This is a genomic window from Oceanicella sp. SM1341, from assembly GCF_003448965.1.
Classification (GTDB): domain Bacteria; phylum Pseudomonadota; class Alphaproteobacteria; order Rhodobacterales; family Rhodobacteraceae; genus Paroceanicella.
This window is the reverse complement of record NZ_QRGC01000017.1, coordinates 1-14225: the sequence shown is the minus strand read 5'-3', so window position 1 is coordinate 14225 and position 14225 is coordinate 1. Positions and strand designations below refer to the sequence as shown.

General features: G+C 72.1%; 14 protein-coding genes. 12 read left to right on the top strand and 2 right to left on the bottom strand.

Translation table 11 applies throughout. The features are described 5' to 3' along the window. Positions 1 to 6: 6 nt before the first annotated feature. The 8 genes from D3P35_RS15510 to D3P35_RS15475 all read left to right on the top strand — a co-directional run bounded on the left by D3P35_RS15510 (position 7) and on the right by D3P35_RS15475 (position 6440). Positions 7 to 984, top strand: coding sequence for a Nit6803 family nitrilase (locus tag D3P35_RS15510; protein WP_118135656.1), 978 nt, complete (start codon positions 7 to 9; stop codon positions 982 to 984). Beyond that, positions 977 to 2077 (top strand): MSMEG_0568 family radical SAM protein, encoded by a 1101-nt coding sequence (locus tag D3P35_RS15505; protein ID WP_118135655.1) that lies wholly within the window; start codon positions 977 to 979, stop codon positions 2075 to 2077. The genes D3P35_RS15510 and D3P35_RS15505 overlap by 8 nt, the downstream gene beginning before the upstream one ends. Next, on the top strand, positions 2074 to 2619 hold the full coding sequence (locus tag D3P35_RS15500) for an MSMEG_0567/Sll0786 family nitrogen starvation N-acetyltransferase (RefSeq protein ID WP_118135654.1): 546 nt from the start codon (positions 2074 to 2076) through the stop codon (positions 2617 to 2619). Before D3P35_RS15505 ends, D3P35_RS15500 begins: the two co-directional genes overlap by 4 nt. After that, entirely contained in the window at positions 2616 to 3590 is a 975-nt protein-coding gene (locus tag D3P35_RS15495) for a sll0787 family AIR synthase-like protein (RefSeq protein WP_118135653.1), read from the top strand. Before D3P35_RS15500 ends, D3P35_RS15495 begins: the two co-directional genes overlap by 4 nt. Further along, positions 3583 to 3870, top strand: a complete 288-nt coding sequence (locus D3P35_RS15490) for an MSMEG_0570 family nitrogen starvation response protein (RefSeq protein WP_118135652.1) — start codon at positions 3583 to 3585, stop codon at positions 3868 to 3870. The genes D3P35_RS15495 and D3P35_RS15490 overlap by 8 nt, the downstream gene beginning before the upstream one ends. 11 nt (positions 3871 to 3881) lie before the next feature. Then, entirely contained in the window at positions 3882 to 5150 is a 1269-nt protein-coding gene (locus D3P35_RS15485) for an MSMEG_0569 family flavin-dependent oxidoreductase (protein ID WP_232830517.1), read from the top strand. Continuing rightward, positions 5147 to 5962 (top strand): Pnap_2097 family protein, encoded by an 816-nt coding sequence (locus D3P35_RS15480; RefSeq protein ID WP_118135651.1) that lies wholly within the window; start codon positions 5147 to 5149, stop codon positions 5960 to 5962. The genes D3P35_RS15485 and D3P35_RS15480 overlap by 4 nt, the downstream gene beginning before the upstream one ends. Before the next feature lie 91 nt (positions 5963 to 6053). Then, a complete protein-coding gene (locus D3P35_RS15475) occupies positions 6054 to 6440 on the top strand; it encodes a DUF983 domain-containing protein (protein ID WP_118135650.1) in 387 nt (128 codons plus the stop codon). Positions 6441 to 7116: 676 nt separating this feature from the next. Here D3P35_RS15475 and D3P35_RS15470 read toward each other — a convergent pair. Together D3P35_RS15470 and D3P35_RS15465 are read right to left on the bottom strand one after the other, a co-directional pair. Beyond that, positions 7117 to 7998, bottom strand: coding sequence for a TIGR01459 family HAD-type hydrolase (locus D3P35_RS15470; protein WP_118135649.1), 882 nt, complete (start codon positions 7996 to 7998; stop codon positions 7117 to 7119). Between the two features lie 911 nt (positions 7999 to 8909). After that, entirely contained in the window at positions 8910 to 9908 is a 999-nt protein-coding gene (locus D3P35_RS15465) for a TraB/GumN family protein (protein WP_157982169.1), read from the bottom strand. A gap of 204 nt (positions 9909 to 10112) precedes the next feature. Here D3P35_RS15465 and D3P35_RS15460 point away from each other — a divergent pair, with 204 nt between their 5' ends. The 4 genes from D3P35_RS15460 to D3P35_RS15445 all read left to right on the top strand — a co-directional run. Continuing rightward, entirely contained in the window at positions 10113 to 10400 is a 288-nt protein-coding gene (locus tag D3P35_RS15460; protein WP_118135647.1) for a co-chaperone GroES, read from the top strand. A gap of 50 nt (positions 10401 to 10450) precedes the next feature. After that, entirely contained in the window at positions 10451 to 12106 is a 1656-nt protein-coding gene (groL, locus tag D3P35_RS15455) for a chaperonin GroEL (protein WP_118135646.1), read from the top strand. A 1080-nt stretch (positions 12107 to 13186) separates the two neighbouring features. Beyond that, the gene (locus D3P35_RS15450) at positions 13187 to 14035 is read left to right on the top strand and encodes a DMT family transporter (protein WP_118135645.1); all 849 of its coding nucleotides are present in this window, start codon (positions 13187 to 13189) and stop codon (positions 14033 to 14035) included. Next, on the top strand, positions 14032 to 14225 hold a 194-nt coding region (locus D3P35_RS15445), incomplete at its 3' end, for a hypothetical protein (RefSeq protein WP_157982168.1). The genes D3P35_RS15450 and D3P35_RS15445, both read left to right, overlap by 4 nt.

The window sequence follows — 14225 nt, the reverse complement described above, 5'->3', positions numbered from 1 at the left end:
CATCAGATGAGAACCGACACCATCCGGGCCGCCGCGGTCCAGATCGCCCCCGATCTCACGGGCCGGGCCGGCACGGTCGAGCGGGTGCTGAACGCCATCGCCGAGGCGGCGGACAAGGGCGCGCGCTTCATCGTCTTCCCCGAGACCTTCGTGCCCTATTACCCGTATTTCTCCTTCGTGCTGCCGCCGGTGCAGCAGGGGGCGCCGCATCTCGAGCTCTACCGCGAGGCAGTCACCATCCCCTCGCCGGAAACCCGCGCCGTGGCCGAGGCCGCGCGCACCCGCGGGGTGGTGGTGGTGCTCGGCGTGAACGAGCGCGACCATGGCTCGCTCTACAACACCCAGCTCGTGTTCGACGCCGACGGCTCCCTCGCCCTCAAGCGCCGCAAGATCACCCCCACCTACCATGAGCGCATGGTCTGGGGGCAGGGCGACGGCGCCGGGCTCAAGGTGGTGGACACCGCCGTGGGCCGCGTGGGCGCGCTGGCCTGCTGGGAGCATTACAACCCGCTCGCCCGCTACGCGCTGATGGCCCAGCACGAGGAGATCCATGCCGCGCATTTCCCCGGCAGCCTCGTGGGCCCGGTCTTTGGCGAGCAGATCGAGGTGACCATGCGCCACCACGCGCTGGAGGCGGGCTGTTTCGTGGTCAACGCCACCGGCTGGCTCACCGAGGAGCAGATCGCCTCCATCCACCCCGACCCCGCGCTGCAGAAGGGCCTGCGCGACGGCTGCATGACCTGCATCGTCTCGCCCGAGGGCCGGCATCTCGCCCCGCCGCTCACCGACCGCGAGGGCATCCTGATCGCGGACATGGACATGCGGCTGATCACCAAGCGCAAGCGGATGATGGACAGCGTGGGCCATTACGCCCGGCCCGAGCTGCTGCATCTCGTGCATGACACCCGCCCCGCGCAGCCGCGCGTCGAGGCCCCCGCGCCCGAGGCCGCCGCCCCATCCGAGGAGGAACCCGCCGATGTCTGACTCCGAGCTCATCAACGACCTGCAGACGAAGGGCATGCGCCTGGTCGACCCCCGTGCCGGCCATGAGAGCCGCCGCGGCGGGGCAGGGCCCTCGGACCACAAGGCGATCACCATCGGCGGCACCACGGTGATGGTGCCGGTGCACACCGCGCCTGCCTTCGAGAGCCCCTATCTCGTCGAGGCGCCGGATGCCTCGGGCGCCGCCCGCGTGCTGCGCGACGGGGCGGAGGTGGCCCGCGTGCGCTTCCCGCTGCGCCCGCGCTTCTACGAGCTGAAGACCGCGGACGGCATCCCCTACAACCAGATCGCGGTGCTGCATTCGCGCGACGTGCTCGCCACCACGGTGCTGCAGACCTGCATCCGCTACGAGAGCCGCAAGAAGACCTGCCAGTTCTGCTCCATCGGCCAGAGCCTCGCCGCCGGGCGCACCATCGCCCACAAGACCCCCGCCCAGCTCGCCGAGGTGGCGAAGGCGGCGGTGGCGCTCGACGGCGTGAAGCACATGGTGCTCACCACCGGCACCCCGCGCGGCAAGGATCGCGGCGCCGCCGTGCTGGCCGAGAGTGCCGCCGCCATCAAGGCCGCCGTCGACCTGCCGATCCAGGCCCAGTGCGAGCCGCCGGAGGACGATGCCTGGCACCGCCGCATGGCCGATGCCGGGGTCGACGCGCTGGGCATGCATCTCGAGGCCGTGACCCCGGAGGTGCGCGCCCGCATCATGCCCGGCAAGGCGGGCGTGCCGCTGGAGAAGTACTTCTCCTCCTTCGAGGCGGCGGTGAAGGTGTTCGGCCGCGGGCAGGTGTCCACCTACATCCTCGCGGGGCTGGGCGACAGCGCCGAGGCGATCCTCGCGATGTCGGAGAAGCTCTGCGGCATGGGCGTCTACCCCTTCGTGGTGCCCTTCGTGCCGATCTCGGGCACGCCGCTGGAGAGCCACCCCGCGCCCTCCTCGGCCTTCATGGCCTCCATCCTGCGCCCGCTCGGCGCGATGATCGTGGCGGCCGGCATGAAGTCGGAGGACATCAAGGCCGGCTGCGGCAAGTGCGGCGCTTGCTCGGCCCTCTCCACCTACGAGAAGCTGAGGGTGGCATGAGCGCGCTCGACCAGTCGGTCTTCCACTGCCCGGGCTACTACATCCGCGCCGCGGGCGAGCCCTGGGAGCATGCCGGCGCCGCCGCCCTGCGCCACCGCGTGTTCGTGGAGGAGCAGGGCATCTTCACCGGCCATGACCGCGACGCGATCGACGATGTCGCCACCGCGCTGGTGGCGATCTCCACCTATGCGCATGAGGCCGACGAGGTGGTGGGCACCGTGCGCATCCATCAGCCGGAGCCGGGCCTGTGGTGGGGCTCGCGCCTCGCGGTCGACGGGCGGTTCCGCCGGGTGGGGCGGCTGGGCTCCGAGCTCATCCGCCTCGCGGTGCGCACCGCCCACGGCCGCGGCTGCGAGACCTTCCTCGCCCATGTGCAGAGCCAGAACGTGCCGCTGTTCCGCCGCCTGCACTGGACGCTCGAGGAGGAGGTGAGCCTGCACGGCGTGCCGCATGCCCGCATGCGCGCCGACCTCGCCCATTACCCGCCCATCGACGACCCGTTCGCCGGCTGGCTTTCGCTGGTGCGGAGGGCGGGGCGATGAGCGCCGCGGCCATCGCGGAGGCGCTGCGCGCGCACCCTTCCATCCGCGGCAAGCTCGCCATCGCCTCGGCCACCACACAGCTCGGCCTCGGCGCGGCCAGCACCGGGCTCCCGGGCGATGACGCCGCGGTGCTGCCACGCCCCGGCGGCGGGTTCGACCTGCTGGCGGGCGAGGGCTTCATCCCCGCCTTCGTGGCCGACGACCCCTGGTTTGCCGGCTGGTGCGGGGTGATGGTCAACCTCTCCGACATCGCCGCGATGGGCGGCCGCCCGGTGGCGCTCGTCGACCAGGTCTGGGCGCCCTCGCCGGAGGCGGCAGCCCCGCTCATGGCCGGCCTGCGCGCCGCGGCGGAGGCCTACGGCGTGCCGGTGGTGGGCGGCCACACCAACTATGCCGGGCGCGAGCTGTCGCTCGCCGTGTCGGTGTTCGGCCGGGCGGAGGCGCTGATCTCCTCCTTCGCCGCCCGCCCCGGCGAGGTGCTGATCGCCGCCATCGACCAGCGCGGCGCCTACCGCCCCAGCTTCGACAATTTCTGCGCCGCCCTCGACGTGCCCGCCCCCCGCCTGCGCGGCGACCTCGCCCTGCTGCCCGAACTGGCCGAGGCGGGGCTGGTCTTCGCCGGCAAGGACATCAGCCAGGGCGGCATCGCCGGCACCGCGCTGATGCTGGCCGAATGCTCCGGCACCGGCATCGCCCTCGATCTCGACGCCATCACCCCGCCCGCGGGCGTGGCCCCCGAGCGCTGGCTGCGCACATTCCCCAGCTTCGGCTACCTGCTCACCGCCGCCCCGGAGCAGGCGGAGGCGGTCTGCGCCCGCTTCGCCGCGCGCGACATCTCCGCCGCCATCATCGGCTCGGTCACCCCCGGAAGCGCCGTCACCCTCCGCAGCGGCGGAGAGGACGCGTTGTTCTGGGACCATGCCGCCACCCCCTATCTCGGCCTCGCGCCGAAGGAGCCCTCCCATGCCTGAAGTCCGTTTCACCCTGCGCTGGCCCGATGGCAGCGAGGATGTCTGCTACTCGCCCTCCACGGTGATCACCCGGTTCTTCACCGTGGGCGAGAGCTACGCACTGCCCGATTTCCTCACCCGCGCGCGCATCGGCTACGAAAAGGCCTCGATGCGCGTGGCCGAGCGCTACGGCTATGCCTGCACCGCCGCGATGGCCGAGCTCGACCGTCTGGAGGCCCGCGCCGCCGCCTTCGAGGGGCAGGAGGGTGCGACCATCGCCTGCACCGCGATGAGCCAATGAAGGGGGATGACATGAAGGACATGGCTGCAGACCGCCACGTGTCGGTGGTGATCGTGGGCGGCGGGCAGGCCGGGCTCTCGGTGAGCTGGCATCTCTCCCGCGCCGGCATCGACCACGTGGTGCTCGAGCGCCACGCGCGCTTCCACTCCTGGCGGGAAAACCGCTGGGACACGTTCTGCCTCGTGACGCCGAACTGGCAGTGCCGCCTGCCGGACTTCCCCTACGCGGGCGACGACCCCGACGGCTTCATGCTCAAGGACGAGATCACCGACTATCTCGACGCCTTCGCGGAGAGCTTCGACCCGCCGCTGCACGAGGGCGTAACCGTCACCCGCGTGGCCCAGGAGGGGCAGGGCTACACCGTCGAGACATCGGCCGGCAGCTGGCACTGCGCCCAGGTGGTGATCGCCACGGGCGGCTACGACACGCCCATGGTGCCGCCCTTCGCGCAGGCGCTCGACCCGGCGATTGCTCAGATCCATTCGCGTGATTACCGCCGCCCGGCGCAGGTGCCCGAGGGCGCCACGCTGGTGGTGGGCACCGGCCAGTCCGGCGTGCAGATCATGGAGGACCTGGTGCGGGCGGGCCGGGAGGTGCATCTCGCCGTCGGCCCCGCGCCGCGCAGCCCGCGCAAGTACCGCGGGCGTGACGCGACCGACTGGCTCTACGACGCCGGCCATTACGCGATGACCATCGACCGCCACCCCGACCCGGCCGCCGCCGTCTCGAAGACCAACCACTACATGTCGGGCCGCGACGGCGGCAAGGAGATCGACCTGCGCCGTTTCCACGTGGAAGACGGCGTGCAGCTCTACGGCAGCGTGGCCGGCATGGAGGGCAGCCGCATCCGCTTCCTGCCCGACCTCGCGAAGAACCTCGACGACGCCGACCGCTCCTACGTGGGCATCCGCACCCAGATCGACGCCTGGATCGCGAAACAGGGGATCGACGCGCCGGAGGAGCCGCCCTACGCCCCGCTCTGGCAGCCGGAACGCGAGACGGAGGAGATCGACTGCGCCGCCCTCGGCATCACCTCGGTGATCTGGTCGATCGGTTTCCGCCCGGACTATTCCTGGATCGAGGTGCCGGTGTTCGACGCCCGCGGCCGCCCGGTCTACCGCCGCGGCGTGTGCGAGGTGCCGGGCTTCCATTTCATCGGGCTGGGCTGGCTCAACACCTGGGGCTCGGGCCGCTTCCTCGGCATCGACGAGGACAGCGCCTATCTTGCCGAAGCCATCGCGGGCCAGCTCGCCACGGCCCGCGTGGGGGCCCGAGGGTGAGCGTCGTCGCCCTGCGCGCCGGGCCGCCGGCGCCCGAGCTCGTCTCGCGGCAGCGGCTGGGCATGGCCCAGCTCGGGCCGCAGGGCCTCTCCGAGCAATGGCTGCTGCGCGAGTGCGGTGATCGGCACTGGCAGCTCATCGCCACGGCGATGGGGCAGGAGCGCGCGGTCTTCGCCGATGCCGCCGGCCGCCCGGTCTACGCCGCCTTCTGCGCCACGGTGCTGGAGCTGGCGCCGCCCGCGCCCGGCGGCGTGCCGGGCGGGCTGCTCACCCTGCGCTCGGGCCTGTTCCGGCTCGGCGGCAGCCGCATCGGCTCCGAGCACGCGCTGGAGGTGGAGGGCCGGCCCGCCGGCCTCCTGCGGATGATCTCCACCTTCGTGGGCCACGGGCCGGGCGGCAGCAACCGCGCCATCCTGCGCCGCCCGCCGCTGCGCGAAGTGGCGCTGCCGCCGGCCGGGCCCGGGCTGGCGGCGCTCGCCGCACGCAGCCGCGAGACGGTGCGGAGCCTCTGCCCGACGGCGCCGGCCGGGCCGCCGCTGCTCGCCGCCGTGCCGGTGCCGGGGCTCGATTTCAACGCCGTGGGCCTGCTCTACTTCCCCGCCTTCTCCGCGCTGGCCGAGCGCGCGCACTGGGCCGACCCGCTGGCCCGCCCCGGCGCGCTCGCCCGCCGCGAGATCGTCTATCTGGGCAACATCGACCCCGGTGACGGCATCGCCCTCCACCCCGAGCCCGGCCATCCGCCCGGCGCCTTCGGCCTGTGGCGCTCCGACGCGGTGCGCATCGGCTTCGCGCGCAGCAGGTACCATCAATAGCGCGACAATCGGTCCGGAAACATGCCTTCAATTCCGCGGCGCGCGGGTCCATATCGGGGGCAGGAAACGCCCCGTCCGAAGGAGGCCTGTCATGGCCCTGACACCCGATCTCACCCCCGATCCCGCCACCCGCGAGGTGAAGCCCGCCCTGCTGCGCGGCCTCCGCTGCCGCTGCCCGCGCTGCGGCGAGGGAAAGGTGTTCGACGGCTACATCCGCGTGGCGAAGAGTTGCTCCGCCTGCGGGCTCGACCTCACGAAGCAGCGCGCCGACGACGGCCCGGCCTATATCGTGATCCTGATCGTCGGCCACATCATGGGGCTGATGATGCTCGAGCTCTCAACCCTGATGCGCGACTCGCCCTTCCTCGTGGCCGGCATCTGCTGTGCCGCTGCCCTCGGCCTCGCCATCCCCATGCTGCCGCGCGTGAAGGGCGCCTTCATCGCCTACCAGTGGGCGAAGGGCCTGCACGGCTTCTGAGCCGGGCAGGGGGGCGGGCTTCCGCCGGGCGGAAGGCGCGCGCGCAGGTGCCTTAGCGCCTTGGTGCCGAAGGCAGATCCCTATCCCCGAGCCGATGTGGCGGGCGCGACTTGCGCGCCTGTGCTTCGCTGAAGTCCGCGGGGCCGTCGCCGGCTGCGCGTGCCCGGTCTGAGCGAAATCTGAGGGCGCCTGCGTGTACGGCCTTGTCCGCTGGTTGGCGGGTGGAGCAACGCGCTCTCGCACGCGGCCATGCCTGACTTCCGGCCATATCCGCCTCTCCGCCGGCAGGGGGCCGTGCGGGGCGCTCTCCGGGGCCGATCTTCCGGGTCTGCGTGAGCCGCCGGGCGTCCCGGCGCGGGCCGGGCAGCTCATCTGCTCAGCGAAGCCCGCGCCTCGCCGATTTCCGGGATGTGCCGTGTCGGCCTGCGCGCGGTGGCCGCGACGGCAGATCACGCTGGCCGGTCGGGACCTGTCGCGTGCCTGCCCTGCGAGCAGAGGGGCGACGCCGGGGCCGTGACCGCCCGGCAGGACAAGGACGTGCCCGCCCTGCACGCGGGGCGGCTACGGCCGGTCAATGCGCCGGGGGCCGTGGCCGCCGCCTGCAGCCCGGGGAAGCTGTCGTTTTCCTCCCCGTCGTGCCGCCCGCGGGCCGGGGCGGCTTCAGCCCGGCCGTGCCTCAGCGCAGGCGGCCGATGGAATACTCCGGGTCGAGGTCATGCGCGTCGAGGTAGGAGTAGAGCAGCTCCGGGTCGGGGTTCTCCACGTCGCTGCCCATCTCGGGGGCGGCGAGCCCGCCGGTGATGAACAGCGTGTCGAGCCCCTGGTCGACGCCGCCGCGCACGTCGGTGTGGATGCCGTCGCCCACGCAGAGGATGCGCTCGTCGGCGATCTCGCGCCCCGCGGCGGCGAAGAGGCGCTGGCGCGCGAGGTCGTAGATCGGCGCATGCGGCTTGCCGAAGTAGCACGAGGTGCCGCCCGCCGCGGTGTAGGCGGCGGCGATCCCGCCCGCGCACCAGATGCGCCGCTCGCCGCGGTCGACGAACACGTCGGGGTTGGCGCAGAGCAGCTTCAGGCCGCGCGCCACGCCCTCGGCGATCATGTCGGCGTAATCGTCCGGGCTTTCGGTCTCGTCGTTGAACAGGCCGGTGCACACGATGCCCTCGGCCTGCGACAGCGGCACCCGGGCGATCTCGGTATGCGGCAGGTCGCGGCCCGGCTCGGTGAAGAAGGAGATGTCGCGCTCGGGGCCGAGGTGGAAGACCCTTGTGCCGAAGGCGCCGGAGAGCATCGCCGCCTGGGCCGCGTCGCCGGAGGAGACGATGTCGTCGCGCACGTCCATCGGCGTGCCCACGGCGTCGAGCTGGCCATGCACCGAGCGGCGCGGGCGTGGCGAGTTGGTGAGCAGCAGCACCGTGCCGCCGCGCGCCTTGAAGCGGCGCAGGGCCTCCACCGCGGCGGGGTAGGTGGTGATGCCGTTGTGCAGGCAGCCCCAGAGGTCGCAGAAGAGGGCGTCGTAGCGCCCGGCGATCTCATCGAGCGACGTGATAATCTGGGTCATGGGGTGTTCCGCGGCTTGGGGTGGCATTCGCAGGTGCAGCGGGGCAGGTGTAGCGGCCACCCGACCCGCAATCAACCCGGCCGGGCGGGTGCGCACCCGCCGCGCGGCACGCGCGGCCCGGCCCAAGGCGGAGGAGACGCGCCCGCGAGGGCGTGTCGACGGAGCACGGGAGGGCCCCGCCACGCCCCGGCGCCACCGCCCGGTATCAGCGGACCGGGAGCCCTCCCGTGCCGGCCGCACCTGCCGGTGCCCCCGCCTTTGGGCCGGGCCGGGTGCTGCGCACCCGGCGGCAGCGCGAAGGGGGCGGGCAAGCGGCATGATGGAAAGCGCAGGCGATCCGCTGCATCGGCTCGGAGGTCCGGCGCTCGCGGAACGGTGGCGCGGCTCGGGGCGATTAAGACAGTCCGTGGTGCAATATCTGCGGCCGTTCGCTGGTAGGGGGCGACTGGCATCGTGCCTGCGGGGCAATGCTCCCGGGCCGTGAACAGAATTCCGCGCCCCGGCATCGATCTCGTCGTCTGATCGGGAGGCGCGATCTCGCTGCGAGTGGGAAGTGCAGGTCGCTTGGCGGCTTCGTGCAATCGAGTGCCGGCGTCGCGTGCGCTCCCGGAAGGCAGGCCCCCTTCCCGCTATGTGCTGAGGGCCGCGCCCGACCCTGGGTGGGCGCAACCCGCTCGTGGTCGGCGGTTTACCTCAAAAGCTCCGGACGAAGGCTGAGCGGCTCACGGCATCGCCATCGCGCCCTCCCGGGGGGAGGGTCGGGCGCGGCCCGGGCTGGTCGCCCGGGCGGAACAGGGGAACGGTAGCTTGCCGCTTGCCGGCCGGCGCCGCCTTTCAGCCCGGGGCTGCATCGCGCGGCGGAGGCGGCTCCCCCAGCCGATGCGACCCGCCCCGTTTCGCGGCGCGCCGGCTCAGAGCGGGACGCGGGTGATCGTCCAGCCCTCGTCGGCGAGCAGGTTCAGCACCCCCGCCTCGCCGGGCAGGTGCAGCGCGCCCACGGCCACGAAGGCGCCGCCGCGCTCCAGTTCCATCACCAGTTTGGGCAGCCACTTGCGGTTGCGGCCCTCGATGAGGCGGGCCTCGAAGAGCTTGATCAGGTGGTCGGCCTTCTCCTCGGGCAGCACCTTGTAGGTCTCGTACTTGCCGTATTCCCAGATCGCCTGGAGGTCGCCGTCGAGGTAGAGCTGCTTGGAGGAGGCGCGGTAGTCCTCCGCGTCCTTCGAGGTGGCGATCACGAGCTCGAGCAGGTCGGCCTCGGTCTGCGGGTCGCCGGAGCGGAAGGCCTCCATCGCCTCCTCGCCGGTCTCCAGTCCGATGATCTGCCGGCCGCTGTCGCGCGCCACGTTCATGATGCGCCGGTCGAGCACCGGGGAGGCCTGGGCGGCCTCGAGCGCGCAGGCCGGCTGGGCGAGCAGCATGGAGAGGAACCAGGGGTGCATGCGCTGGGCCATCTCCAGCGTCATGCCGTATTCGGGCAGGATGCCGCCGAGGATCTCGAGCGCCTGCGGCGAGAGCTTCTGGGAGAGCGGCGTGCCGGAGAGGTCGAAGATCTGCGCCGGGTTGGCGGCGAAGCTCTGCTCCATCTGCGACATTTCGTCGAGGGTGATCTCCACCACCACGCGCTGCGCCTCGCCGAGCGCCTCCTCCACCGGGCCGGGCAGGGAGGTGACTTCGGGGTCCGCGTCGTGGTAGGTGCCGAACACCCAGGAGGTGCGGCCCGCCTTCTCCGCCCGCCAGAAGCGGCCCTCGGAATAGGGCACCGCCTCGGCGGCCGAGAAGATGCCGCGATAGTCCGACGGCGCGGAGCCGCGCATGGCCGAGAGCCGGTCCTCGCCGCCGCACAGCGCCAGCGCCGGTGCTGCCAGAAGCGAAAGAATGGCCCCGAGGGCGGTTGCAACGCGCGTCTTCATCCACATCTCTCCCAGGTCAGCGAGGCTGGAACAGAGATAGCTCTCCCCTTGACAGACTCAAGGCCGCGGCGTATCTCGCTGCCATGTTAGCACTCACGGGTGGTGAGTGCTAACAGGCGGGCCGGGAGCGCCGAAAGGCGTGGGGCCCGGCGAATGACCGCCCGCAAGGACATACGGAAAACGCAGTTCCAAGGAGCGACTTCCATGAAATTCACCCCCCTGCACGACCGCGTTCTGGTCCGTCGCCTCGAAGGCGAAGAGAAGACCAAGGGCGGCCTGATCATCCCCGACAGCGCGAAGGAAAAGCCGGCCGAGGGCGAAGTGATCGCGGCGGGCGAAGGCGCGCGCAAGGATTCGGGCGAGCTGATCCCGATGGCCGTGAAGGCCGGCGACCGCGTGCTCTTCGGCAAGTGGTCCGGCACCGAGGTCAAGGTCGACGGTGAAGACCTGCTGATCATGAAGGAAGGCGACATCCTCGGCCTGATCGGCTGAGCGACCGCCACTCTTCTTCCCGAAACATCTGAATTTCAAGGAGCAGACGCATGGCTTCGAAAGACGTCAAGTTCAGCACCGACGCCCGCGACCGCATGCTGCGCGGCGTGGACATCCTCGCCAACGCCGTGAAGGTGACCCTGGGCCCGAAAGGCCGCAACGTGGTCATCGACAAATCCTTCGGCGCCCCGCGCATCACCAAGGACGGCGTGTCCGTGGCGAAGGAAATCGAACTGGAAGACAAGTTCGAGAACATGGGCGCCCAGATGGTCCGCGAAGTCGCTTCGCGCACCAACGACACCGCCGGTGACGGCACCACCACCGCGACCGTCCTGGCCCAGGCGATCGTGAAAGAGGGCATGAAGTCGGTTGCCGCCGGCATGAACCCGATGGACCTGAAGCGCGGCATCGATCTCGCCGTCTCCAAGGTCGTCGAGTCCATCAAGGCGATGGCCCGTGACGTGACCGACACCGACGAAGTCGCCCAGGTCGGCGCCATCTCCGCCAACGGCGAGTACGAGATCGGCCGCCAGATCGCCGACGCGATGCAGAAGGTCGGCAACGAGGGTGTGATCACCGTCGAGGAGAACAAGGGCCTGGAGACCGAGACCGAGGTCGTCGAGGGCATGCAGTTCGACCGCGGCTACCTCTCCCCCTACTTCATCACCAACGCCGACAAGATGGTGGCCGAGCTCGAGGACGTCTACATCCTCCTGCACGAGAAGAAGCTCTCCTCGCTCCAGCCGATGGTGCCGCTGCTCGAGTCCGTGATCCAGACCGGCAAGCCGCTGCTGATCATCGCCGAGGACGTCGAGGGCGAGGCGCTCGCCACCCTCGTGGTCAACAAGCTGCGTGGCGGCCTGAAGATCGCCGCCGTCAAGGCGCCGGGCTTCGGTGACCGTCGCAAGGCCATGCTGCAGGACATCTCGATCCTGACCGGCGGCCAGGTGATCTCCGAAGACCTCGGCATGAAGCTCGAGAGCGTCACCATCGACATGCTCGGCACTGCCAAGAAAGTCCGGATCACCAAGGACGACACCACGATCGTCGACGGTGCCGGCGACAAGGCCGAGATCGACGCGCGCGTCGCCCAGATCCGCCAGCAGGTCGAGGAGACCACCTCCGACTACGACCGTGAGAAGCTCCAGGAGCGTCTCGCCAAGCTCGCCGGTGGTGTGGCCGTGATCCGCGTCGGCGGCTCGACCGAGGTCGAGGTGAAGGAGCGCAAGGACCGCGTCGATGACGCGCTCAACGCGACCCGCGCCGCGGTTCAGGAAGGTGTCGTCGTCGGTGGCGGTGTCGCGCTCGTCCAGGGTGCCAAGGCGCTCGAGGGTCTCGAGGGTGTCAACGCCGACCAGAACGCCGGTATCTCCATCGTGCGCCGCGCGCTGGAAGCCCCGCTGCGCCAGATCGCCAACAACGCCGGCGTCGACGGCGCCGTGGTTGCCGGCAAGGTGCGCGAGTCGACCGACAAGGCCTTCGGCTTCAACGCCCAGACCGAAGAGTACGGCGACATGTTCAAGTTCGGCGTGATCGACCCGGCCAAGGTGGTGCGCACCGCGCTGCAGGACGCCGCGTCGGTGGCCGGCCTGCTCATCACCACCGAGGCGATGGTTGCCGACAAGCCGGAGCCGAAGGGCGCCGGTGGCGGCATGCCCGACATGGGTGGCATGGGCGGCATGGGCGGCATGGGCGGCATGATGTAATCATCGCCGTTCCCGCTCAGGGACGTCTGCCTCACGAGGCACGGAAGGGCCGCCCGCCAGGGCGGCCCTTTTCGCATGCTCACGGCCCGACCCACCTCCGGCCGTCGCCCCCGGCGACCGCGCCCCCCTCCGGCCGTCGCCTCATGCGGCCGGGGCCGCTTCCGGCCGTTCCCGGATGACCCCGCCCGCCTCCCGCGGTCTCGCCGGACGATCCGCATCCGGTGATGACAGCGGCCTCCGGCCGTGCGGCAGTGCGAACGGGCTGCAGGCAGACCGGCGCCGTGTCGGCCAGCCTCCCCACCGGCAGGGCCCCGCAGTGGGCGGGCCCCGAGCGCCCCTGCCCTCAGGGCTCCGAACCGGAACAGTCCCCGCAGCGGCAAGGCGCTGCGGGGCAAGCCCTGCGCAGCCTGCTTGCCGAACGTGCAAGCCCTCCTCGGCAGTGCGCTCCGCAAGCGCCACGTCCCGTACGGAGATGTCCCGCAGCGGAAGCGGCCCTGCCCGGAAGCGGTGCCCGCAGTGCGACGCGCAACCGCCGCGCGCCAGCGCGGCCCGGCCCAAACCGCAGGAGACGCGCCCCGCGAGGGGCGGGTCGACGCAGGACGGGAGGGCTCCGTTTCCGCTCGCAGGAGGCCTGTCGGCCGGGGCACTCCCGTGCCGGGGCCACCTGTCGGTGTCCCCGCCTTTGGGCCGGGCCGGGTGCTGCGCACCCGGTGCGCGGGCAGGCGGCGTGGCGCCGGGCTGCCGAGAAGCGGCGGAAGCTGGCCCCTGGTCGGGTACAGCGCGAGAGGGAGCCGTGCGGATGGGGGCTGTGGGGATCGCTGCTGTGTCTGCGGGCGCATGCGGGCGCCGCCCGCGTGGATGGATGCTGTGTGGATGGCAGCCGCGTGGAGGGGGCCCTGGTCGGTCGTGGTGTCGATGGACGAGAGAGGGGGCGTGGACAGGTGCCGTGCCGATGGCTGCGGGGCGGGGCCTGTGGCCCTGGCCGGGTTTCGGCGCCGGGCCCTGCGGTTTCGCATTGGCGGGCGCGTGACGGGGGTGGCGCTTTACAGGGGCGGTGCGGGGCGCCATAGCTGGCGCATCATGCGGCTCGTTCTCCTCACCTTGCTCACGCTCGTCGCCTTCGCGGCCAATTCGGTGCTTGCCCGCGCCGCGCTTGCCGAGGGGGCGATCGGGCCGGGGCTGTTCACCGCGCTGCGCCTCGCCGCCGGGGCGGCGATGCTGCTGGGGCTGGTGGAGTTGCGCCGGCGCAGGCGAGGGCGGGCGGCGCCGGGGCTCTCGGGCGGCTGGTGGCCGGCGCTGATGCTGCTGGTCTATGCCGCCGGGTTTTCCTTCGCCTACACGGGGCTTGCCACCGGCACCGGGGCGCTGATCCTGTTCGGCGGCGTGCAGGTGACCATGTTTGCCGGCGCGCTGGCCGGGGGCGAGCGGCCGGGGCCGGCCCGCTGGGCGGGCGCGGCGCTGGCGCTCGCGGGGCTGGGCGTGCTCTTCGCGCCCGGCGCAGCGGCCCCGGAGCCGGTGAGCGCTGCGCTGATGCTCGCCGCGGCGGTCGGCTGGGGCGTCTACTCGCTGCGCGGCCGGGCGGCCGGCGATGCGCTGGGGGCGACGGCGGGCAACTTCCTCTTCGCCTCGGTGCCCGGCCTCGCCATCGGGCTGCTGGCCGGCGAACCGGCGCCGGGGCTCGCGGGCGTGCTGCTCGCGGTGACCTCGGGCGCGGTCGCCTCGGGGCTGGGCTACGCGCTCTGGTACACCGTGCTGCCGCAGCTCGAGGCCAGCGTCGCCGCCGTGGCGCAGCTCACCGTGCCGCTGATCGCCCTGCTCGGCGGCATGCTGTTCCTCGGCGAGCCCGCGACATGGCGCTTCGCCATTGCCGCGGCGCTGGTGCTGGGCGGCGTGGGCGGGGCCATCCTGCTCGGGCGGCGCCGGGCATGAGCGCGCATGACAGCCGGCGGGCGCTGCTGCTCTACCCCGGGCGCGCGCTGCGCCGGGCGGCGCGGCCGCTGGGGCGCGGCTCGCTCGCCGCGGGTCTGCGGCTGGCGCTGCGCCGGGGGCTGATGCGGGAGGGCGGGGAAGGGCTGGAGGCGCCCGAGGTCCGGCCGGGTGGCCGGCCGGTGGTGCTGCA

Excerpts from the sequence above, each read along its gene's own strand:
- D3P35_RS15460 (WP_118135647.1), top strand. The coding sequence starts at position 10,113 with ATGAAATTCACCCCCCTGCACGACCGCGTTCTGGTCCGTCGCCTCGAA.
- D3P35_RS15485 (WP_232830517.1), top strand. The coding sequence starts at position 3,882 with ATGAAGGACATGGCTGCAGACCGCCACGTGTCGGTGGTGATCGTGGGC.
- D3P35_RS15510 (WP_118135656.1), top strand. The coding sequence starts at position 7 with ATGAGAACCGACACCATCCGGGCCGCCGCGGTCCAGATCGCCCCCGAT.
- D3P35_RS15500 (WP_118135654.1), top strand. The coding sequence starts at position 2,074 with ATGAGCGCGCTCGACCAGTCGGTCTTCCACTGCCCGGGCTACTACATC.
- groL (WP_118135646.1), top strand. The coding sequence starts at position 10,451 with ATGGCTTCGAAAGACGTCAAGTTCAGCACCGACGCCCGCGACCGCATG.
- D3P35_RS15475 (WP_118135650.1), top strand. The coding sequence starts at position 6,054 with ATGGCCCTGACACCCGATCTCACCCCCGATCCCGCCACCCGCGAGGTG.
- D3P35_RS15470 (WP_118135649.1), bottom strand. The coding sequence starts at position 7,998 with ATGACCCAGATTATCACGTCGCTCGATGAGATCGCCGGGCGCTACGAC.
- D3P35_RS15505 (WP_118135655.1), top strand. The coding sequence starts at position 977 with ATGTCTGACTCCGAGCTCATCAACGACCTGCAGACGAAGGGCATGCGC.
- D3P35_RS15490 (WP_118135652.1), top strand. The coding sequence starts at position 3,583 with ATGCCTGAAGTCCGTTTCACCCTGCGCTGGCCCGATGGCAGCGAGGAT.
- D3P35_RS15495 (WP_118135653.1), top strand. The coding sequence starts at position 2,616 with ATGAGCGCCGCGGCCATCGCGGAGGCGCTGCGCGCGCACCCTTCCATC.
- D3P35_RS15450 (WP_118135645.1), top strand. The coding sequence starts at position 13,187 with ATGCGGCTCGTTCTCCTCACCTTGCTCACGCTCGTCGCCTTCGCGGCC.
- D3P35_RS15465 (WP_157982169.1), bottom strand. The coding sequence starts at position 9,908 with ATGAAGACGCGCGTTGCAACCGCCCTCGGGGCCATTCTTTCGCTTCTG.